Annotated in this window: 21 protein-coding genes; 13 read left to right on the plus strand and 8 right to left on the minus strand. The window is 58.7% G+C overall.

Annotated features, from left to right (window positions below; translation table 11 throughout):
- The 5 genes from CYG48_RS05050 to CYG48_RS05070 all read left to right on the plus strand — a co-directional run bounded on the left by CYG48_RS05050 (position 1) and on the right by CYG48_RS05070 (position 8,437).
- Positions 1–2,730, plus strand: coding sequence for a hypothetical protein (locus tag CYG48_RS05050; RefSeq protein WP_118849383.1), 2,730 nt, complete (start codon positions 1–3; stop codon positions 2,728–2,730).
- Positions 2,730–5,732, plus strand: a complete 3,003-nt coding sequence (locus CYG48_RS05055) for a hypothetical protein (RefSeq protein WP_118849384.1) — start codon at positions 2,730–2,732, stop codon at positions 5,730–5,732. Before CYG48_RS05050 ends, CYG48_RS05055 begins: the two co-directional genes overlap by 1 nt.
- An 8-nt stretch (positions 5,733–5,740) precedes the next feature.
- Positions 5,741–5,935 carry a hypothetical protein gene (locus CYG48_RS05060; protein WP_118849385.1) on the plus strand — a complete coding sequence of 65 codons (195 nt, stop codon included), beginning with the start codon at positions 5,741–5,743 and terminating at the stop codon, positions 5,933–5,935.
- Between the two features lie 81 nt (positions 5,936–6,016).
- Complete coding sequence (locus CYG48_RS22870; RefSeq protein ID WP_118849386.1) at positions 6,017–6,265, plus strand: spike base protein, RCAP_Rcc01079 family; 249 nt, start codon at positions 6,017–6,019, stop codon at positions 6,263–6,265.
- Positions 6,266–6,343: 78 nt separating this feature from the next.
- Complete coding sequence (locus tag CYG48_RS05070) at positions 6,344–8,437, plus strand: hypothetical protein (RefSeq protein ID WP_118849387.1); 2,094 nt, start codon at positions 6,344–6,346, stop codon at positions 8,435–8,437.
- Positions 8,438–8,445: 8 nt separating this feature from the next.
- Here CYG48_RS05070 and CYG48_RS05075 read toward each other — a convergent pair whose 3' ends face one another.
- Positions 8,446–8,736: a hypothetical protein gene (locus tag CYG48_RS05075; RefSeq protein ID WP_118849388.1), complete on the minus strand. Its 291-nt coding sequence runs from the start codon at positions 8,734–8,736 to the stop codon at positions 8,446–8,448.
- 195 nt (positions 8,737–8,931) lie between these two features.
- On the opposite strand from CYG48_RS05075, the gene CYG48_RS05080 reads away from it, so the two are divergent.
- Complete coding sequence (locus CYG48_RS05080; RefSeq protein WP_118849389.1) at positions 8,932–11,553, plus strand: glycosyltransferase; 2,622 nt, start codon at positions 8,932–8,934, stop codon at positions 11,551–11,553.
- Position 11,554: 1 nt separating this feature from the next.
- Here the strand turns inward: CYG48_RS05080 and CYG48_RS05085 are convergent, their stop codons facing one another.
- A complete protein-coding gene (locus CYG48_RS05085) occupies positions 11,555–12,121 on the minus strand; it encodes a hypothetical protein (protein WP_150132692.1) in 567 nt (188 codons plus the stop codon).
- A gap of 95 nt (positions 12,122–12,216) precedes the next feature.
- Here CYG48_RS05085 and CYG48_RS05090 point away from each other — a divergent pair, with 95 nt between their 5' ends.
- From CYG48_RS05090 to CYG48_RS05115, 6 genes are all read left to right on the plus strand, one after another.
- Positions 12,217–13,209: a glycoside hydrolase family 19 protein gene (locus CYG48_RS05090; RefSeq protein WP_118849391.1), complete on the plus strand. Its 993-nt coding sequence runs from the start codon at positions 12,217–12,219 to the stop codon at positions 13,207–13,209.
- On the plus strand, positions 13,206–13,472 hold the full coding sequence (locus tag CYG48_RS05095; protein WP_118849392.1) for a hypothetical protein: 267 nt from the start codon (positions 13,206–13,208) through the stop codon (positions 13,470–13,472). The genes CYG48_RS05090 and CYG48_RS05095 overlap by 4 nt, the downstream gene beginning before the upstream one ends.
- A gap of 380 nt (positions 13,473–13,852) precedes the next feature.
- Positions 13,853–14,032 carry a hypothetical protein gene (locus CYG48_RS22265; protein ID WP_150132693.1) on the plus strand — a complete coding sequence of 60 codons (180 nt, stop codon included), beginning with the start codon at positions 13,853–13,855 and terminating at the stop codon, positions 14,030–14,032.
- Between the two features lie 126 nt (positions 14,033–14,158).
- Positions 14,159–14,416, plus strand: a complete 258-nt coding sequence (locus tag CYG48_RS05105) for a hypothetical protein (protein ID WP_118849394.1) — start codon at positions 14,159–14,161, stop codon at positions 14,414–14,416.
- Positions 14,413–14,598 carry a hypothetical protein gene (locus CYG48_RS05110; RefSeq protein WP_118849395.1) on the plus strand — a complete coding sequence of 62 codons (186 nt, stop codon included), beginning with the start codon at positions 14,413–14,415 and terminating at the stop codon, positions 14,596–14,598. Before CYG48_RS05105 ends, CYG48_RS05110 begins: the two co-directional genes overlap by 4 nt.
- A gap of 98 nt (positions 14,599–14,696) precedes the next feature.
- Complete coding sequence (locus tag CYG48_RS05115; protein WP_150132694.1) at positions 14,697–15,209, plus strand: hypothetical protein; 513 nt, start codon at positions 14,697–14,699, stop codon at positions 15,207–15,209.
- An 83-nt stretch (positions 15,210–15,292) separates the two neighbouring features.
- Here CYG48_RS05115 and CYG48_RS05120 read toward each other — a convergent pair whose 3' ends face one another.
- The 4 genes from CYG48_RS05120 to CYG48_RS05135 all read right to left on the minus strand — a co-directional run bounded on the left by CYG48_RS05120 (position 15,293) and on the right by CYG48_RS05135 (position 16,708).
- Positions 15,293–15,661 (minus strand): thermonuclease family protein, encoded by a 369-nt coding sequence (locus CYG48_RS05120; RefSeq protein ID WP_118849397.1) that lies wholly within the window; start codon positions 15,659–15,661, stop codon positions 15,293–15,295.
- The gene (locus CYG48_RS05125; RefSeq protein WP_150132695.1) at positions 15,661–15,972 is read right to left on the minus strand and encodes a hypothetical protein; all 312 of its coding nucleotides are present in this window, start codon (positions 15,970–15,972) and stop codon (positions 15,661–15,663) included. Before CYG48_RS05125 ends, CYG48_RS05120 begins: the two co-directional genes overlap by 1 nt.
- A 99-nt stretch (positions 15,973–16,071) precedes the next feature.
- Entirely contained in the window at positions 16,072–16,257 is a 186-nt protein-coding gene (locus CYG48_RS05130; protein ID WP_118849399.1) for a hypothetical protein, read from the minus strand.
- Positions 16,258–16,309: 52 nt separating this feature from the next.
- Positions 16,310–16,708 (minus strand): hypothetical protein, encoded by a 399-nt coding sequence (locus CYG48_RS05135; protein WP_150132696.1) that lies wholly within the window; start codon positions 16,706–16,708, stop codon positions 16,310–16,312.
- 85 nt (positions 16,709–16,793) lie between these two features.
- Between CYG48_RS05135 and CYG48_RS22270 the strand changes: the two genes are divergently transcribed.
- Positions 16,794–16,991 carry a hypothetical protein gene (locus tag CYG48_RS22270; RefSeq protein WP_150132697.1) on the plus strand — a complete coding sequence of 66 codons (198 nt, stop codon included), beginning with the start codon at positions 16,794–16,796 and terminating at the stop codon, positions 16,989–16,991.
- A 5-nt stretch (positions 16,992–16,996) separates the two neighbouring features.
- On the opposite strand, the gene CYG48_RS05140 is transcribed toward CYG48_RS22270, so the two are convergent.
- The gene (locus CYG48_RS05140) at positions 16,997–17,239 is read right to left on the minus strand and encodes a hypothetical protein (RefSeq protein WP_118849401.1); all 243 of its coding nucleotides are present in this window, start codon (positions 17,237–17,239) and stop codon (positions 16,997–16,999) included.
- A gap of 551 nt (positions 17,240–17,790) precedes the next feature.
- Positions 17,791–19,092 (minus strand): UDP-glucose dehydrogenase family protein, encoded by a 1,302-nt coding sequence (locus CYG48_RS05145; protein ID WP_118849402.1) that lies wholly within the window; start codon positions 19,090–19,092, stop codon positions 17,791–17,793.
- Between the last annotated feature and the right edge of the window lie 87 nt (positions 19,093–19,179).

Here is a 19,179-nt window from a genome sequence, read left to right on the forward strand (position 1 = left end):
ATGGTGCAGATCGCTACTTCGCGCGACATCAACCGGCAGAGCACCCGTTCGGGCCGTATTGCCCCCAACGCTCCTCAGGGCGGTATTGGCGCCGCGCTGGCGAACGCCGGGCAGGACATGGTTCAAGTCGCATATGACCTGAACGACCTGCGCACGCAGGAGGACGAGGAGACCCGACGCAAGGCTGGTTATGACCTCGAGACGAAGATCGCCCAGTTCCGTGACCAGGAAGAGCAGGCTTTCCTCAAGGCGAGGGAAGGTACCACCGAGAGCGGGATCGGCTTCACGCGCCAGTTCATCGAGGGCTACGAAACCCGCGTCAACGACTTCATCAAGAACAATTTCACGGGTGTTTCCGACGCGCAGGACGCCCAGAGCAGGCAGACGCTGCTTGGCCTTGGCAACAGCCTCTATGGGAAGGCCTATTCCTACGAGCAGCAGGCCAAGGCGAACTTCTACGACCGGACCACGAATACCGGCCTTGATACGATCCGCACCCAGATCCGCAATAATGCGGCTCCTTACGAGGAACTGAAGCGTCAGGGCCTCGCTGCGATCGATGCAGCGGACATGCCGGAGCCGTGGAAGGCAGAGCGGCGCGCACTGTGGGATGCTGATGCTGCCGAGAGCAAGTGGCGGTGGAAGTTCGAACAGGATCCGCAGGGCGCTATTCAGGACGTGAAGGGCGGCGGCAGTTCTCTCGTGGACAAGATCGTCGGGGTCGAAAGCGGGGGCAACGCTACCGCCAAGAACCCGAACTCATCCGCAACAGGGGCCGGTCAGTTCATCTCCTCCACCTGGATGAACATGATCAAGCAATACCGCCCGGATCTGGCGCAGGGTCGATCGACGCAAGAGGTTCTAGCTCTTCGCAATGACCCGACGATCTCGCGGGAGATGACGCAGCGTTACGCGGAAGAGAACGCGACCTTCCTCCGCAACCAGGGGATCGCCACTACAGACGGGAATGTGTACCTTGCGCACTTCTTGGGACCGCGCGGTGCAGCGCAGATCCTGAAGGCTGACCCGGCTACTCCGGTCGAGAACATCGTAGGCCGTGATGCCGTCAATGCAAATGGCTTCCTCAGAGGAAAAACGGCTGCCGACCTTCAGGCGTGGGCCGACAAGAAGATGGGCGGGGCCGGCGTAACCAGCGCGGTTTCGCGAGACACCACGTTCGATGCCATCCCCTACGAGCGCCGCGAGAAGCTGGCGGCATGGGCGGAGACGGAATACAGCCAGCAGGTCAACCGGGAACGCGCAGCGGCCAAGGATCGCTACAGCCTCCTCATCGCCACACAGCCGGATCAGGTTGACGAGAAGGTCATCCTTCGGGACCAGACGATCGACAACGGCGACAAAGCCCAGCTTATCAACTCGCTGAATGCTGCGAAGAAGGAAAGCGCCGGCGTTAACGAACTCATCTCCGCGATGAGCCAGGGTAATGTTTCGATTAACCCGTTCGATGCTGACCAGCGCAAGCTCGGCAATAAAGCTTACGAGAAGATGCTAGGCGCGGCCGCGCCTGACCAGCAGGCCACGCTCACCTCTGATTTCGTCGCGCGAACCGGCTATATCCCTGAGAAGGTGCAGGCAGAACTTCGTCGCGGTGCTTCGTCTACCGACGCATCGCAGATGGCCCAAGCTATGGAAGCGGCAAGCGTTCTGCAGAAGAACGCACCGGTTTCGTTCGGAGCTTTCGACGGCAGCGCGGCAGTCTCCAAGAACTTGGACCTCTACAAGACCTACACCCAGACGATGGGATACTCGCCGGACGAGGCCGCGCGTAAGATCATCTCGGGCAATGACCCAGAGCAGATTCGCCGACGTGACGCGATCCTGAAGTCCGAGCCCGTCAAGAAGTTGCTGAAGGACAAGTCGGCTGATGATGTCGCGGCGATCTTCGACAAGGGGTTCTTCAGCGCCGCTCCTGACGTGGGAGGTACGGCAACCCCAACGCAGATCCAGGTCGGGGTGAACCCGGAAGCAGAAGCCGCGATCGTGGCCGATTATCGGTCTGTTCTCGAAGAGGCGCTGGTTGATGCCAATGGCGATCAGGGGGCGGCTGAGGATATAGCCAAGCGCCGCTTTCAGACCATCTACGGCACGACGCAGTTCAGCTCGCTCTCGAGCAACATCGTTGTGCGGTATCCGCCGGAGAAGGCTTACCCGGCCATGCCTGACGGATCGCACGACTATGTACGCGAGCAACTGGCAGAAGCCATGAAGGCCGAAGGTGTTGAGGCTGATGCATTCTACCTGCAGGGCGACGGGGATACCGAGAAAGATATCCGCGCCGGCAAGCCCGCCCGGTATCAGGTGTTCTACGAGAAGGACGGCAAGCTTCAGCGCTTCAACCTGCCTTTCTATGCCGACGTCGACGCCGCAAAGGCTTCATTCAAGGCGAAGCAGGAGCAGACCCTTCGGGAAGCTGAGCAGCGGATGCTCGAAAACCGTGTGCAGCAGGAGCGTACCTTCCCTGAAGGCGAAGGCGCCGGTCGCCTCGAGCGGTTCAGCAACGACAAGCTCTACCGCGGCATGGCGCGTGAAAACAGTCCGCTCGGCAAGGCGCTGGAAAAATCACGCCAAGCTCAGGATCGGGCAGCCAAGGCAAGGGCAGAAGATGATGCTGAACGCCGCGCGTTTGACGAACTGACACCAGAAGAGCAGAGGGAACGGTCAATGGATAGCTTCCTGAACGGGCCGTTCCAACCGCAGGGCATGCGCTAATGCCGTTTGATCGTAGCAGGCCGCTGTCTACCGCTGGGGCCGTAGGCGTCGCAGCTTTCGACGCTCCGGAGCCTTCATTTCTGGAAACGGTAGGCGCGGCTTTCCGGCAAGAGAACCTGATCGGGTCGGCCCTGACGAATGCCAACCTGTGGGGCGATCAAGCGTCTCTGACGAAGGTGGACCCCACCTACAACGTCTACCAGGATCCGGACTTCGCAGACCTGATAAAGGAAGCGCCGGACCAGTGGGACGAGGTCTACAACCGCACCGCCGCCGACGCGAAGCGCGCGCAGATAGAGAAGGAACGGAAGGACCGTGCAACGCTCGCAGCCTCGGGCTGGACAGGCGTGGGCGCTTCTTTCGTCGCTGGCATCGCTGACCCGACGATCTTGCTTCCCGGCGGCGCTCTCGCCCGCACTGGCAAGGTAGGCTTCAATGCTTTTCGCTCTGCGGCTTCCGTAGGCGCGATGGCGGCCGCTGGCACTGCCGTACAGGAGGCAGGGCTTCAGGCCACTCAGGAAGAGCGTACGGCCACAGAAAGCGCTATTGCGATTGGCGGTTCGGCTATCCTCGGCGGGCTGATCGGCGCAGGCGCCTCGAAGTTCCTATCGACGGGGGAGTGGACCCGCGTCAGCAAGCAGATCGAGAGCGATCTTGCTGAAGAAGGCGTTGAAGATGTCGTCGGCATGACCGACACCATCGTAAAGCGCATGCAGTCGGCTGGCGCCGCCGCCGTAGATGAAATCAAGCTGGATGACTTGGGCGTTGGTGGACCGAAGGCAGCGCAGATCGTTGCGCGTGCGACAGCGGCCGCGCGGATAAACCCCGGCATTGAAACCATGTTCTCTCCTTCGGTGAAGGTTCGCGAGACCTACGCACGGATGGTCGACAACCCGGTCTACACGACGATGCAGATGGAAGGCCGCTCGCTCGGTGCCGATGTCGAGAACCTCGTGAAACAGTATCAGCGTGGCGCTCTGGCTCAATGGCTGGAATCGTCCCGCAACATCTATCGGGAGGCCCGCAAGGCTGGGTACACCGGCAGCAAGACGGAGTTCTATCAGGCCGTTGCCAAGGCCGGACGGCGTGGAGACGTGGACCCTGGCGGGAACGAGTTCGTCACCCGGGCGGCTCAAGAGGCGCGATCCACGGTATTCAATCCGCTTCTGGAGCGAGCGCAGCGCATCGGCCTTCTGCCTGAAGACGTGAAGGTCTCGACGGCCGCCAGCTACGTGACCCGTCTCTGGAACCGTCAGAAACTGATCGGTGAGGAAGAGCGGTTTCGGAAAATCGCCCGCCAGTATTTCGCAGAGCAGATCGCAAAGCTGCCGGAAGGCAAGGGGCCGGACGCGATCAATGACGATGACCTAAAGGACTACATCGAAGATGTCGTCACGAGCGTGTTCAATAATCTCACCGGCAAGGGGTTGGCCGATGTGCCTGACTGGCTTGTGCCAGTGAAGCGCGGGCCTCTCAAAGAGCGCACGTTCAACATCCCTGACGAGCTGGTGGAGGAGTTTCTCGAAAACGACATGGAAGCCGTCCTCCGCCGATATACCCGAACCATGGGCGCTGAGGTGGAGCTGGCCGACAAGTTCGGCAGGGCCGACATGAAGCCTCAGTTCGAGGAAATCGCCAACGAATATAACGATCTTCGCAAGAACGCTAAGACGGATGATGAACGCCAACGCCTCCATAAGGCAGAAGCCCGCGACCTGAAAAACCTGCAGGCGTTCCGCGACATGATCCGCGGCACCTACCGCGCTGCCGACGAGGCAAGCGACTGGTCGAAGATCACGCGCGCCGCCCTGACATGGAATTACATCCGGCTTCTCGGCGGCGTGACCCTGGCGAGCTTGACTGACGCCTCCCGCTTCGTCGCGGTTCATGGCGTGCGGGCCACCATGCGAGAAGCGTTGCCGGCGCTCACCAAGGGCGTGAAGGCGGCCAAGATATCGAGAGCCGACGCTAAGGCCCTTGGAGCGGTCACCGAGCGCGTTCTTCAATCCCGGCTGGCTTCGTTGACGGATCTGAACGACCCCTACGCCTACGGCTCCCGGTTCGAGCGGTTCCTGTCCAATGCCTCGAACGTTTTCAGCAGGGCGACTGGCCTTGGCTGGTGGAACGATACGCTGAAGACGGTAGCGTCGGTGATGACGCAGAACCGCATGATGCGCAACGCGCTCGACTGGCACGGCGCGGACAAGACTGAGCGCGCCTATATGGCCTATCTCGGCATTAACGAGGACATGGCAGAGCGTATCGCGGCGCAGTTCCGGAAGTATGGGGTTGAAGAGGAAGGCGTCTATGGCGCCAACGTCAGCCAGTGGGACGACCAGGCGGCGGTGCGCGCTTGGGGCGCGGCGCTGAACAAGGACGTCGACCGCACGATTATCACCAAGGGCGTGACAGACACTCCGCTTTGGATGAAAACGAATTGGGGGAAGCTGATCTTCCAGTTCAAATCGTTCGGCCTTGCCAGCAATCAGCGAGTGCTCATCGCTGGCCTTCAGGAGCGCCCACACAGGCTTGCAGAGATGATGGTCATGTCGTCAGCCCTTGGCATGCTGATCGGATACCTGAAGTACGTTGAGCGCGGCGACATGGACGAGGCGAACAAGCTGCTCGACAACCCGGGCCTGTGGATTGCTGAAGGCCTTGACCGCTCTGGCGTGCTGGCTATCCCGTTCGAGATCAGCAATACAGCCGAAAAGCTGGGGCTGCCGGGTATCGTGACTGCTGCCCAGGCGGTGGCCGGCGACGAGGACCGCGGAGGCGGGGCTTCGCGCTATGCCAGCCGTGGCAAGCTCGGGGCCGTTCTTGGCCCATCGTCAGGCCTTTTCGAGGACTTGGCGATGATCGCACAGCAACTCAGTGAAGGCGACTTGAAGAAGAGCGGCGCGAATGCGATTATCCGGCAGGTGCCAGGTGCGACCCTGCCAGGCATCAGAACCGCTATCCATGTCGGTGTGAAGCCGGCGCTTCAAGAGGCTGTCCAGTAGTGCACGACATGGTGATCTTCGCAGGCATGGCTATGGCTCTCGCCTGCATCTGGATCGGGATGAAGTGGAAGGGCGTCACAGGCGGCGTTCTCGGCTTCATCATTGGCGCTGCACTGACTGGTTTCGTAGCCACGCGCGCAGGGGTTGATCTTGGCGACGGAGCAGGTTGCTCCCGATATAGCTCCTTCGCTGACGACTGCTAACCGGCCCCTGAGGGGGGCCTTTTCTTTGACATCCATCGTAGGCGCAGACGCGCTTTAACCGGACTCCCGGAGGGATATCGCATGGCTATTGGATCTGACAATTCGAAGACGACGTCCGCAGAACACGCGGCCGCTGTGACACCAAACGACAATACCGATCTGACCTACACCACGCGCGGGCTCTACGTCGGCGTGGCAGGGAATATATCGGTGGTGATGGCCGGCGGGGAGACTGTGACGATCCCCGTGCAGCCTGGACTTCATCCTCTATCGGTTTCAAGGGTGCGAGCCACCGGAACCACAGCTACCGGCATCGTCGCCGTCTGGTAGACCTCACACCATTCAAGCAAATCGCCAAAGCAGCGCCAGGCTCCCTACATCGGGGGCCTTTTTGTTATGGGAAATTCCATGCCGACAGAATTTGATGACAGCCAGCACTTCGCCACTTTCAAGGGCACCGGCGCTATGCGCACCGGCAACGCATTTGATGTGCGGTGGTCAGAGGTGACGCTGGCCGCATTGCGCGCGGCAGGCGTGCTGGACAACATGGTAGATGGGTTGTCACCGCCTACGACTGACAAATTGTGGCTGGACAAGAACTTGGACCCAGCCGTGCTTAAGGCATGGGATCCAGTTGGCCTGGCGTGGACGAAGGTTTCCTTCAGTACCGCCCTCATGCAGCCCTCTACCTACGACCCACAGCGTATTGCGAAGGACGCATTCGACACCGCCAACCACTCTTTCCGTGCGAACATTACGGGCGCTTTGCCACGCCCCGCGCTTAACAAGATGCGCGACACCCTTAGCGCTCTCGACCTCATGACGTCGGGTAGCCTCGATCAGGCCATCCGCCGCAGAGAGGCGACAAACTCGGATGCATCGGAGGTGACGGCCAAGTTCCAAGAAGCGTTCAGTGAATGCGCCGACCGCGGCTGGGCTCTCGTTGCCCCAGACGGAACCTATCCACTCAACTCCCGGCTGACGGCTGGAAAGCCGCTGTCACTCAAGGGGCATTCCGAAACGGGAACGCGTCTGCAGTGGGTGTCTGGAGCGGCATCGTCCGGCGTTCGGGTGGCGGTGAGCGCCAGCCCAAGGCCGATGGTATTCGAGGATCTGACGCTCGAAACCTTCGGTGTCGCGGCGGGAAAAGCGCTGGATGTCGATTGCTCCGGTCTCATCTCCGGCGGACTAATCATGCCTCGTGCAGAGAGCCACGCGAATATCAGTCGTCTTCTGATAAAGGGCGCGAGTGGCTACACAGTCAATGGCTGGGATGTTGGTGTCGACCTGATTTCCTGTCTGTCTTGTACGGTCCGCGACACCCGCATCAACGGGGTCTATACGGGCGCTTACGGGTCCGTGCCGCAAGCCTCTCGTGGCGTGAGGTTCGGGGGCGATGGTTCTCCGACATCCCTCGACATTCGCGGCCTGTGGGTCAGCGCCGTCAATGAGGCTCTGGAAACGATTGACGCCGAAGGTATCTACCTTTCCGGCTTCGAGTTCGTCACGGTCAACAAGGGGATCACCACCGTCAACACGCTGAACGAAAGTGTCCTGACTGCTTCGTCAGGTCATATCGCTTTCGTTGGAACGGCCATCGACATCGAGCGCATGGCCGAGTTCGATATCAATACGCTCTCGCTCTACAACGTCGCCAACCCGGCCGAAGTGATCGGCATGAAGATCCGTGACTGCGCGCGCGGACGCATTGCCGGGAACCATTTCCAGCGGACTGGAACCACGACGATATACCGCGGCATCATCATTGAAAGCGGCAACAACAATACCATCGAGCCCAACATCTTCGATGTGGGCAATACGGGCCAGCCGATAGAGATACAGGCCGGAGCGACGAACACCGACGTTCACAAGCAGCGTTTCCTGAATGCAAACGCCTTCCCGATCATCGACGCTGGATCCAATAGCCGGTTTGAAGAATTCCCCAGTTATGGCGGAAATCTCAATTCGATATACACCGGGCCGGGTCGGGCGCGCCAGGTGCATACGCTCGTCGTGGGCTGCACAGGCGGGCCCGCCGATACACTGACAGGCGTCGCTATCAACACCGGCGGCGCTATTGTCGAAACATTCTCGTTCGATGGAAATACCGCGCTTCAAACATTCACATCTCCAAACCTGGGGCTGTCTTTCCAGAGGCGGAAGGTTTCGGGAACGTGGGGATCTTGGGGTCCGAAGGAAGCAGAAAACGGCTCAAACGCAAATGGCAAGTACACGAAGCTGGCAGATGGAACGCTAATCTGCACACACACGCTGAATATCACTTCCGTTGTAGGGTCTACGGTTTCGGCAACGTGGACGTTCCCAATCTCGGCGGTTGCCGCTCCGGAAACTGTTACCACAAACGTACCTTCTGCTTCGCTCGGCAGCATCTTTAGCAGCGCCTCAGGCAAAACCAGCACTCAGGCGACAATCAATCTTCGTCGCAACGATACCGCAGTTGCCACGGCGGTTGAGGTGACGATGATAGGACGGTGGAAGTAGGATTGGGGCTAACTCGGGAGCACCAATCCGTTCCTGCTGACATAGTAGTCCGTAACAGCCTGGTGCATCTTCTCGAACCGGACCTTCGCCTCTCCGAAATGCAGCGATAACTTCTGCCTGTCCATCTCCAGAAGATATTCCCTCACGGCGAGGGCCAGAGCATCGGCAGCCGGATCAATGGTCGGCTCTGGTGGGGAGACGCCGAGCGCCTGTTCCGGAGTGAGATCATACCGCGCCATGTAGTCATCGCACAGGCTAAGGAGAGTTTCACGATCAGGCGTATCGAGTTTGTCGTGCATTTTGTTCCTCTAGTGTGACGGCAGGGGATTTACACTTTACCACGGATAGATGGGAGATGGTAACCTAGAGCCCCGGGGAACAGAGGTACCCCTAAAGCTGGGGGGCTTCCCTTGGAAAAATAATCATTGCATTAAGAGCCCTCCATTAGAATACGTAGATCAACTTTACTAGATCGCGGAGACGGCAGGGTGACCATGATGGGGCGCGCAAGTCAGGATGACGTTAAACTCGTGAAGGCTTCCGGGCTTTTTGACGAGCAGTGGTACCTCGGACGGTACCTTGATGTCGCAATATTGGGAATGGACCCGGTTGAGCATTACCTGTGGCTCGGAGGGAGGCTCGGGAGAGACCCGTCGCTTAGCTTCTCAACGCTCGGATATTTGGAGCTTTATAAGGACGTCGCAGCTTCAGACATAAACCCACTAATTCACTACCTTAAATTTGGCCGTAAGGAAGGGCGAGTTGCCGGCTATCGTCCAAACCCATCTAGACCGTTCTTACAGATGCGCACACGGGTGAAAGATCGAAAGAACCGAGTGGGCGTCTTTGCAATCTACCTTGCGGATGGCGAACTGAATCAAAAGGTTGAATGGTACCTCAGCGCCCTGGGAGAGGTTTGCGACAAGGTAATCGTTGTGGCCGATCATGCCCTCGCACCGAAGGATCTGGAGCGTCTTCGCCGGATGACACCGTACATTCTGGCTGAACGTCACCGTGAGTACGACTTTGGCTCTTATAAGCGGGGAATCCAGATCGCCGACGATAGAGGCTTTTTGAGAAAGGCAGACGAGTTAGTCCTCTGCAACGATAGTTGCTTCGGACCGATCGACAGTTTTGTCCCTCTCATGGAGGCGATGGAGAAGAAGGAAATAGACTTCTGGGGGATGACGGCTAACAACAAGCCTACCCAGCACCTTCAGTCGTACTTTCTCGTGTTCCGTCGAAGGGCCTTCGAGACTGGCGCCTTTCGCGACTTCTTCGAGGCGGTCGAAGTAGAAGATAATGTCCAGGCGGTCATCTTAAAATACGAGACACAACTTACTGGCTTGCTTGAGGCTCAGTCACTGCGATGGGAGGCGTTCGTTTCTCCGACAGTCCCTGCCAGCTCCATGCTTAACGGGAACCCAGTCCACAACCCTGTGCGCCTTTTGAAGATGGGAATGCCTTTGGTGAAGGTGAAGGCGCTAAACCATATCCTCGCAAATGACGATGGGATCCCTCAACTCATATCGGAGATAAGGCGACGATCGCCTGATGTATGCGCGATCGTCGAATCTGAAAGCGAAGCGCTCAAGTATGCCGACGCCCCGAAAGTGGGCTTCTCAATCATAATGCCCCTTTATAACCGTGTGGGCCAGGTCTTCCGAGCGATAGACTCGGTGATGTCACAGACGCACCAGAATTTTGAGCTGATAATCGTTGACGATTGTTCTGATGATGGTGGGCCGGACGCGATTGAGGAGCGTTACTCGTCTGAAATATCCAGCGGCAAGATCATCTTGGAACGGCTCAAAAAGCGGAGCGGGGTGTCGGCGGCTCGAAACGCGGGTCTGCGCATGGCCCGAAAAGACTGGATTGCCTATCTCGATTCCGACAATGCAGTGACCCCGGGCTACCTTATTTGCTTCGCGAGCAGTATCGTCACGAACCCGGATCGCAAAAGCTTCTACGCTCGCTGGCGCAACCACACAACCGGCATGGTGTTGGGCGCCGCGTTTGACCGAGAACGACTCAAGAAGGGTAACTACATCGATCTTGGGGTGTTCGTTCACCGCCGCGACCTGCTCGACACGGTCAAAGGCTTCAATGAGGATCTAAAGCGGTTGGTCGATTGGGATCTGATCCTGCGCATCACGGCAGACCATGAGCCTCTTTATATTGAGAAGCCTGTGATGATCTACTGGGACGATGACCAAGACAGAACACGGATTTCCGTACGAGAGTCTCTTGATGTGGCCATACACCACGTCAAGGAGAGCAATGACATGCAGTTCACTGTCACGACTATAATCCCGGCATACAACCATCAAGACTTCATAGAGGCCGCAGTTCAAAGCGCATTGGACCAGCGTGGAGATTTTAAGCACGAGATCATTGTTTGCAGTGACGGATCTACCGACGCAACACCGACGCTGGTCGCGAAGTTGCGCAAGGAACATGGGTCCATAATACGCAACCTCTCAACCTCCAAGAACGAGGGCATATCTGAAACCTTCAGGCGCTGTATTTCGGCCGCGACGGGCGATTTCATCGCGGTGCTTGAAGGCGATGATGTGTGGACGGATGAGCTTAAACTACAAAAGCAACTAACCTTCTTGCGGGAAAACGACGACTGCTCAATGGTCTTCTCAAAGATACTGGTCAAGCGCCTCCCTGGCGGGGAGCAATCCTTCTTGGACCGTCAGACAAAACTGAATAAGAACAAGCTCACCGGCGACGATTTTTTGGCCGATCCGTCAATGAACCTTATCGCCAATTTCTCTAGCTGCATGTTTCGCGCCAACGGCCTGAAAAAGGCTCCGAAGCGTCTGTTTGAAAACCGCTTCAACGAAATTGCATTGGCATTCTACCTTGAAACGTTAGGTAAAATCGGCTTCATCAATGAACCGATGAGCGTTTATCATCAGCATGAAAAGGGTGTTTGGACGGGAAGCACGCGCGAGCAGCAGTTGCGAAGTGGGATCGAGACGAGGGAGATGGTGTTAGATGTAGCGCATCCTAGATATCGAGCCAGAATTCTCGACATCATTGAGGAGCGCTACAAAAAGCCTCTGACTGAACTAGAGGCGAAGCTAGACCGCAAGGAGCTTGCGTAGCTCAAGCCCAATTTGAACGGTGTTCTTCCAGGATGCCAACCAAGTTGTCAAAATTGCAGTCGGGCCTCCTAACGAAGAACGAGAGGGTCCGACTGCTTGCAATAGGGCGAGCGAATTCCTCCACCAAATGATACTCCGGCCTTGGTGAGTAGTCGTGCATGCCCAATACCGAGCCCAAGGGCAAATATCTCAACGCCTCAAGGAAACATGCCACTCTGAAGCGACCGTCGACTAAGCATAGGTCGTAATCGCTGAAACCCGTGTTCAGGATCGCCTTCGAATACGAAGGGAAACGATGCTCGTGTTCTCTGGACGTCGGCGTACCCCAGCCGCCTGTCGGGCCGACGTCTATGTGACTTAGCTGGATTTCTCTGCCTGTTTCGCGGCCGATCTGTTCCGCAACGCTACCGACCCATTCGGCGCTGGTGTCGACTGCGTGTATCCTTTTTCTTACGAGCGTTGATGCAAGAATGGTGCTCCCGCCCATCCCAAACTCAAAGTACGAGTCCGCTTCCGTCAGAAACGAGCTGAACAACTTTATCTCGTCTTCGTGCATCTGAATTTTCATAGCCAGCTCCATTTCGAAGGTTTTCCCTAACGGTCTGTCTAGACGAGCAGCTATCGGGAACGCAACACCTGAACCTCACCACATCGGAGAACATCATGACTGTGCCCATCACGGCGCAGCAAATCCGCACGGCTGCCAAAGCCACGGGGAGTGCTGCGAACCTGCAATCTGTGCTGACCTCTCTCGATCGTTACGGTGCTGATGTCGGGCTGGATCGCCTGCACCGCCTGGTTCATTACCTCGCGCAGCTGATGCACGAGAGCGGCAGCTTCAAGTTCGACAAGGAGATCTGGGGTCCGACGCCGGCGCAGCAGCGCTATGACACGCGCACCGATCTCGGCAACACACCAGAGAAGGATGGCGACGGTTATCTCTACCGTGGCCGTGGCGCGATCCAGATCACCGGGAAGTCAAATTATACGGAGTTTACTGCGTGGGCGCGTAAACTTGATAAATCTGCCCCTGACTTCGTGGCGCAGCCGGACTTGGTGAACACTGACCCATGGGAAGGCCTCGTCCCCATCTGGTACTGGACGACGCGCAACCTCAACACCTGGGCCGACCAGAACGATATTGAAACTCTGACCCGAAAAATTAACGGCGGCAAGAACGGGCTTGCTGACCGGATAGACTACTACGGCCGGCTGGCGCTGGTCGTTTGCGGCTACTCGCCCGACGCTTCTGGTGCCAAGGCCTTCCAGCGCGCCGCGGGCTTCACCGGAGACGCGGTTGACGGCGATGTAGGCCCGAAGACACGCGCCGCCCTCCATAACGCCTTGCTGGCCCGTTCTGCAGTATCTGGCGATGAAGCTGTTCGATCGGCTCCGGTGGTTGAAGAGACCACGGTCGAAAAGCCGGTCGTCCCCAAGAAGGTCGAGCAGGAAGTCAAGCAGAAGACGAATTGGCTCTCGACCATCTTCGGCGGAATCTTCGGCACTGGCGGCTTCGCGGCCTGGCTTGCTGGGATGGATCGCGATGCGCTGATCCTCGTGGCCGGTATCGCGCTATTTGTCGTGATCGGCATCCTCATCGGCGGGCGGTGGCTCGTGCGTCGGGTGAAGGACATTCGGAAGGAACTTGAGGCATGAGCCTCTTCGACCTCCTCAAGCTCGCTGCGGGCGCGCTAATCGGCTTTGGCCTCTGTGTCCTGCTCTACGTGCCTGGCGCTGTCAGGGAGGCCAGAGAAGCCGAAGCCGCCCGCCTGACTGCCGCAACCAATACCGCAATCGGAGAACTGACCAATGAAGCTGACAAGGCTCGCTTTCGTCGTCGTCTGTGCCTCGACAGTGGCGGCGTGTACATCCACCAAGCCGGTCAGTGTAGCGAAAGGCCAGCTGCAATCCACGGCTAGGTCGATCGCCGGCACTTCGCTGATCGGAGCTCGAGGGGCGACGGAGCGCGACCAGGACAAGATCGATGACACCGTTGCGGGGCTGTGCGGCGCGCGGGCTTACACCCCCGACGAATGCGCAGCGCATGACAAGGCGGTCCGCTAATTCACCGTCTTGCCGCTTGCCTTCAGCACGGACGTAAACACCTTTGAGACATCAGGCGGGCGCTTCGGATCCGCGTTCCAGTCTGCGTCCATGCAGCACTGAGGGCACGGCATGCCGGCGCCACCGCATCCGCACGCCTTCGGGCCATGCCAGGGCTTGGTGGAATGGAACTCGCATACAAACCCGGTTCCTCTGCAGCGGTGACAGTTCGCCATCTCTGACCTCGTGAGCTTCCATGAACGAAACCGACATACATGGCGGCCGGCGGTATCGCGGCTGCAACGGGGCGGTGCTCGCCGTCGAGAAGGTTGAAGATGGGCGCGTGTTCTATCGGGTCAACGGGACCGGAACCAGAACATCAATGGAGCTATGCGCATTCGCGCCGCTCGTAAAACACGAGATTATAGACGGCTGAGGCAAGTGTTCGAGCACGCGCCCCAGCCTAAGCAATCCCGATAGCATGCATCGAGACTGCCTGCCGACATTACGCCAGCAGGAGGTTTCTTTTTTGTTACTCACGTCCACACGGCCGGATTATCGCATGGATGAACTAATTCAAAAGCTGGGCGAGTTCTGGGGCCCTGCCGGCGTCATCTGTGCGCTCGAGGCTCTGGTGATCGTCTATCTCTATCGGGGCAGGGAGGCCGATCGCGCCAAGTATGACGCGGCGCTGAAGGAGTCCGCGGACGAGGGCAAGGAAACGCTGAAGCTCGTCATTCCGATCGTGCAGAAGATGACTGCAACTTTGGACGTCACCCTTCCGGTGCTCATGTCGAAGATCAACGGAGGCAATCAATGAGCCTCTTCCACTGGCGCAAGAAGCCAGACCACCGAGAAATCGAGCACATCGAAGCAGAGAAGAAAGAGCTGAAGGCTGAACTCGCTCTGTCAGTGATGCAATTCGAGCGGCGTCGATCCACCGTCGAAGAGATTGCAGACAACGTGATGGCATACATGCATCAGAAGGGTGGCCGGAATTGAAAAGGCTCAAGACGTCTATCGTAGCATGGTCAGGCGCCGCCGCCCTGGCTTCTTTCGCAGTCCTCTACCAGATCGTCCCGTACGAACGATTGCTCGACGTGGCATTGAGCCTTACCTTCGGCGTCTCGTTGGCTGCCGTTCTGAGGTACGCCCTGGATGCGTTCCGAGCCTTTCGCAGCGGGCGGGGCGGGGCAGAGTTCCTGATTGTGGCCGTGTTCTCCATGGTGCTCCTCCTGCTGGTGCAACGGACCTGGGGTATCGTGCTTCGGGTCTACGATCGGCCGGACTGGCTGGTGAACTCTCCCATGACGATCTTCATTCCGTGGATGCTGGCTTGGTCAGTATCGCTGACGCTTGTTGCGCCTGACATGGGGGCCATGGGCGAAGAGAACAGGGCCAGCCTTTGGAGGAGCATCGCGCTCTTCATTGCCGGCGCTCTGGCGGGCTTCGTCCTGTCCACCACGTTCCATAGCCAGAACAAGGAGCTCTCGGCTCTGACCATCTGGCCTCAATTTGCGGGTCAGGTGATTTGTCCGACCCAGCAGCCGGGATGGGCGCCAACCGATCGGCTCTACAACATCGAGGACGCTGCCGGCATGAAGCGCAACTAACCCACTCGCCGCCTCTGTACGCTATCGTACAAAACAATCCGCCCGCCGTGCCCTTCATTGGGTGCGGCGGGCTTTTCTGCGTTTCAAGGGCTGCACCAGTCGTTTCGCTTGCCCTTCCGCCACTCCTTAGCGAAACCCTCGCGGAGCAACTGCGCTCCAATCTCGCGCCCCTCGACATAGAGGTTGACCAGAGGCCGGCCGAACTTGTCCCGGCCCTTCACCTCAACGTGCACATCCTTCCCCTCGATAAGATCCTTGAGCCGTCGCTTTGCCAGCAGGGCAAGCTTCCGCTCCTTCTCGCATTTTGCGTGGCTGCCGATCTCCGGCGTGTCTATGCCGGAGACGAAGGGCGTTCCCCCGCCGAGCAGGCGCATGTTCTGGCCGTACTCGTCCTTCACGGTATCGCCATCTACAGCAGTCAGTGAGGCGCTTAGGAGGAGCGCGAGGATCATCAATAGCCTTCAGGCCTATATGACCTGATCAGCTTCGAGAACACGTACTCCATAGGGTGGTCCCAGATCTTGTGCTCGTATCGCTTGCCCGACTGAACGTCTGAAGGTATCCAAACGTCGCCGCCGGGAGTACGGAAATGGCAATATTCGAAAATGTCATGAGTCAGTTGGGCTGTAGTCAACGTCTCCTTGAAGGAGATGAACGGCAAGACCTGGTTCTGTTCGGCGGCTTTGTAATGCGGCCCCTGATGTGTGATCCGCTTTCCATCTAGTGGGCCTCCCAGAGCGAGGCCGTCGTAAAGCTTGGGCAATTTCATCTCCTTCAGATAGCTCGTGTTCTCGTGTGGAGACTGAGCCGGTTTCACCTGTTATGCAAGCAGTGCCGCGCACATGAAGAGGGTGTTGAGCATTCAGGGTTCCTCAAAGGCGAGGGCGGCGCGACCGGCTGCGGTGATTTCAAAACCGCCGCTTTCCACACGCCGGATAAGGCCCAGATCGATGAGGTCGTAAAGATCGCTGTCTTTGCTCTTCGAGTAGCTGCCAGGATCTCCTGCAATAGCCCGTAGGTCTCGCTTTTGCTCTGCGGAAAGCTTCACGGCTTATCCTCCATTTGCGTCTCGTGCGATGTGGTCTGCTTCTGTGCTTCTGTCACGCTGCACCTCCTTCCGCCTTGGCGATGGCTGCTCGGAGCTGCGCCCGATCCTTCGGGTGAAGGTTGCCCCAGTTGTTCACGATCTTCTGGCACGCCTCCAGCAGATCAGGAGCGGCGTTGCGCAGCGTCGTGTCTTTGTCGGCATCCTCCTTGCTGGAAAACCGGCGCACGATGGCCGTGAACTGCTCGTCTGCCGCGCCAAACTGGATGACGCCGCCGTGCCCCGGCTCCGGCATCTTGTGGTCAAAGGCGTAGCTGCAGAGGGCTTGGAAGAACTCGTTTTCCACGTTGCGGGTGTCGAGCGCCAGTTGAGGGTCTTTGCCGAAACGGGCGAGGACGATCTGGTTCGTCAGCGGCGAAACGCGGATCCCGACGAGGCTTAGGCTGGTGGTCATCATCATCTCCAATCGTGTACCTGATTGAAGTTGTATCGTGTACATGGTATTAGGTCAATATCATGTACACGTTTGAGAGGCCGCTTTGACAGAAATTCATGTACACGCTAAGCCGTCGCGTATGGGGCGTAAGAAAGAATGGACGGAACAGCTACGTTTGCCGCTGGCCGCAGGCACGACGGCGAGGATTGACTCTGTCCTTGAGGAAGGCGAGCCGCGCCTCGACATGATCCGTGAAGCGATCGAGCGGGAAATCAAGCGCCGAGAGAAGGCGAAGAAGTAGCTGAGTCAGTCCGCCCAATACCCCGCCAGCAGATCCCCGTTCTTCTCCCCGCAGGAGGTACACCGGAGACGGGCGGCAATATCGGATAGATCCTTCATCCCGACATAGGCCTTGTCCAGCGCCTCGCGATCCATCTCACGCTCTGCCCCGCATGACCGACACCTCGCCAGCAGGACAACCCCGTAAGGCGTCGTATGAAGATACCCGCCTTGTCCGCAGCCGTGGTGATGGATGAACCGCCTGGGCATGCCTTCGCTCTCCTCGTCCTAAACGAGACCGAGCCGCACTATTCGGTCATGGTAGCTCCTGGCCGCCAAGCAGGTGAGGGCACAGATGGAGCGAGTCGGGAGAGGGGTCAAGCCGTTGTCCACAGTGGGTCAAAACAGTGGATATCATTTTACAGAATGGCGTTGACAGGCCCGACAAGTTCGGGCTTTCGTGGGCGTCACTTTACAGGCCGGTTCCGGTCAAGGATATGAAATCCCGGGACATGCAATCGGATTTGTAATCAGGGGGTCGCGGGTTCGAACCCTGCCGGGGGCACCACTTCTTTTCTCAGACAATCCAGCCATGCGATCCGCGCGCAGTTCCCGTCGTGCGCCAATCTTTGATCAAGCGTACCGGAATCGCGGCTTCTGGGCTTCGTTCGGCGCCAGATCCTGTGCACAGTTCGACTGCCGCAATATGCTGCGGTTTTCCCAACTTGCCCTGCCACCCGGCGGGGCTTTTTGTTTATGGGTGGAGGTGCCGCTAGCGCGGCCGCGGCACGGTGGCCGCGAGCCGCGCGTTTCGTCTTGGCTCAGGCCTTGCCGACGCCGGTATAGGCAAACCCCTGTGCCTCGACCTCGTGCGGGCGGTAGACGTTGCGCAGGTCAACGAGGATCGGCGACTTCATCACCGACTTCAGGCGCTTCAGGTCGAGCGCGCGGAACTCGTTCCATTCGGTGACGAGCACGGCGACATCGGCACCTTCCGCGGCCTGGTAGGGGCCGCTCGCAAAGTCGATCTCCATCATCTGCCTGGCGTTTTCCATGCCTTCCGGATCGTAGCCTGAGACAATGGCGCCGGCATCCTTCAGGGTCTGGACGACCGCAATCGACGGGCTGTCACGCATGTCGTCGGTGTTCGGCTTGAAGGTGAGGCCCAGCAGCGCAACCTTCTTGCCGCGCACATCGCCGCCGGCCGCGGCAATGACCTTGCGGCCCATGGCGCGCTTGCGGCTGTCGTTGATGGCAATCGTTGTTTCGATGAGGCGCACCGGCGCATCGAAATCCTGCGCCGTCTTGGCAAGCGCCAGCGTGTCCTTCGGGAAGCAGGAGCCGCCGTAACCGGGGCCGGCATGCAGGAACTTGGAGCCGATGCGGCCATCAAGTCCGATCCCGCGCGAGACGTCCTGCACGTCCGCGCCAACTTTCTCGCAGAGATCGGCGATCTCGTTGATGAAGGTGATCTTCATGGCGAGGAAGCCGTTCGCTGCATACTTGATCAGTTCGGAGGTGCGGCGCGAGGTAAACAGGAGCGGCGACTGGTTGAGGTAAAGCGGCCGGTAGACTTCCGTCATCACATCGCGCGCCCGCTCGTCCGAAAGACCCACCACGATTCGGTCCGGGCGTTTGAAGTCCTCGATTGCCGCACCTTCGCGCAGGAATTCCGGATTGGAAACCACGGCGAAATCGGCACCCGGATTGGTTTCGCGGATGATGCGCTCGACTTCGTCGCCGGTGCCGACTGGCACCGTGGACTTGGTGACGACGACGGTGAAGCCGGTCATGGCCTCGGCGATCTCGCGTGCGGCGGCATGCACATAACCGAGATCGGCATGGCCATCACCACGCCGTGACGGCGTGCCGACCGCGATGAAGACGACGTCGGCATCGGCAACGGCGGGTTTCAGATCCGTGGTGAAGGAGAGGCGGCCGGCCTTCACATTCGATTCGACCAGGGCATCGAGCCCCGGCTCATAGATCGGCATGATGCCCTGCTTCAGCGCCTCGATCTTTTCGACCGCCTTGTCGACGCAGACCACGTCGTGCCCAAAATCAGCAAAGCAGGCACCCGATACCAGGCCAACATAGCCCGACCCAACCATCACAATACGCATGCGTCATCCTCAATATGGCGATCAGCCCGCCGCTACGACCCAAATGTGCATTTCCTACCGCATCGGAAGGTTATTGCAACGCGTCCC

This window comes from Neorhizobium sp. SOG26 (genome assembly GCF_003491345.1).
Lineage (GTDB): Bacteria > Pseudomonadota > Alphaproteobacteria > Rhizobiales > Rhizobiaceae > Neorhizobium > Neorhizobium turbinariae.

Bases quoted from the DNA above. Each gene is read 5' to 3' on its own strand.
- CYG48_RS05050 (WP_118849383.1), top strand. From the start codon at position 1: ATGGTGCAGATCGCTACTTCGCGCGACATCAACCGGCAGAGCACCCGT.
- CYG48_RS05055 (WP_118849384.1), top strand. From the start codon at position 2,730: ATGCCGTTTGATCGTAGCAGGCCGCTGTCTACCGCTGGGGCCGTAGGC.
- CYG48_RS05060 (WP_118849385.1), top strand. From the start codon at position 5,741: ATGGTGATCTTCGCAGGCATGGCTATGGCTCTCGCCTGCATCTGGATC.
- CYG48_RS22870 (WP_118849386.1), top strand. From the start codon at position 6,017: ATGGCTATTGGATCTGACAATTCGAAGACGACGTCCGCAGAACACGCG.
- CYG48_RS05070 (WP_118849387.1), top strand. From the start codon at position 6,344: ATGCCGACAGAATTTGATGACAGCCAGCACTTCGCCACTTTCAAGGGC.
- CYG48_RS05075 (WP_118849388.1), bottom strand. From the start codon at position 8,736: ATGCACGACAAACTCGATACGCCTGATCGTGAAACTCTCCTTAGCCTG.
- CYG48_RS05080 (WP_118849389.1), top strand. From the start codon at position 8,932: ATGATGGGGCGCGCAAGTCAGGATGACGTTAAACTCGTGAAGGCTTCC.
- CYG48_RS05085 (WP_150132692.1), bottom strand. From the start codon at position 12,121: ATGAAAATTCAGATGCACGAAGACGAGATAAAGTTGTTCAGCTCGTTT.
- CYG48_RS05090 (WP_118849391.1), top strand. From the start codon at position 12,217: ATGACTGTGCCCATCACGGCGCAGCAAATCCGCACGGCTGCCAAAGCC.
- CYG48_RS05095 (WP_118849392.1), top strand. From the start codon at position 13,206: ATGAGCCTCTTCGACCTCCTCAAGCTCGCTGCGGGCGCGCTAATCGGC.
- CYG48_RS22265 (WP_150132693.1), top strand. From the start codon at position 13,853: ATGAACGAAACCGACATACATGGCGGCCGGCGGTATCGCGGCTGCAAC.
- CYG48_RS05105 (WP_118849394.1), top strand. From the start codon at position 14,159: ATGGATGAACTAATTCAAAAGCTGGGCGAGTTCTGGGGCCCTGCCGGC.
- CYG48_RS05110 (WP_118849395.1), top strand. From the start codon at position 14,413: ATGAGCCTCTTCCACTGGCGCAAGAAGCCAGACCACCGAGAAATCGAG.
- CYG48_RS05120 (WP_118849397.1), bottom strand. From the start codon at position 15,661: ATGATCCTCGCGCTCCTCCTAAGCGCCTCACTGACTGCTGTAGATGGC.
- CYG48_RS05135 (WP_150132696.1), bottom strand. From the start codon at position 16,708: ATGACCACCAGCCTAAGCCTCGTCGGGATCCGCGTTTCGCCGCTGACG.
- CYG48_RS05140 (WP_118849401.1), bottom strand. From the start codon at position 17,239: ATGCCCAGGCGGTTCATCCATCACCACGGCTGCGGACAAGGCGGGTAT.
- CYG48_RS05145 (WP_118849402.1), bottom strand. From the start codon at position 19,092: ATGCGTATTGTGATGGTTGGGTCGGGCTATGTTGGCCTGGTATCGGGT.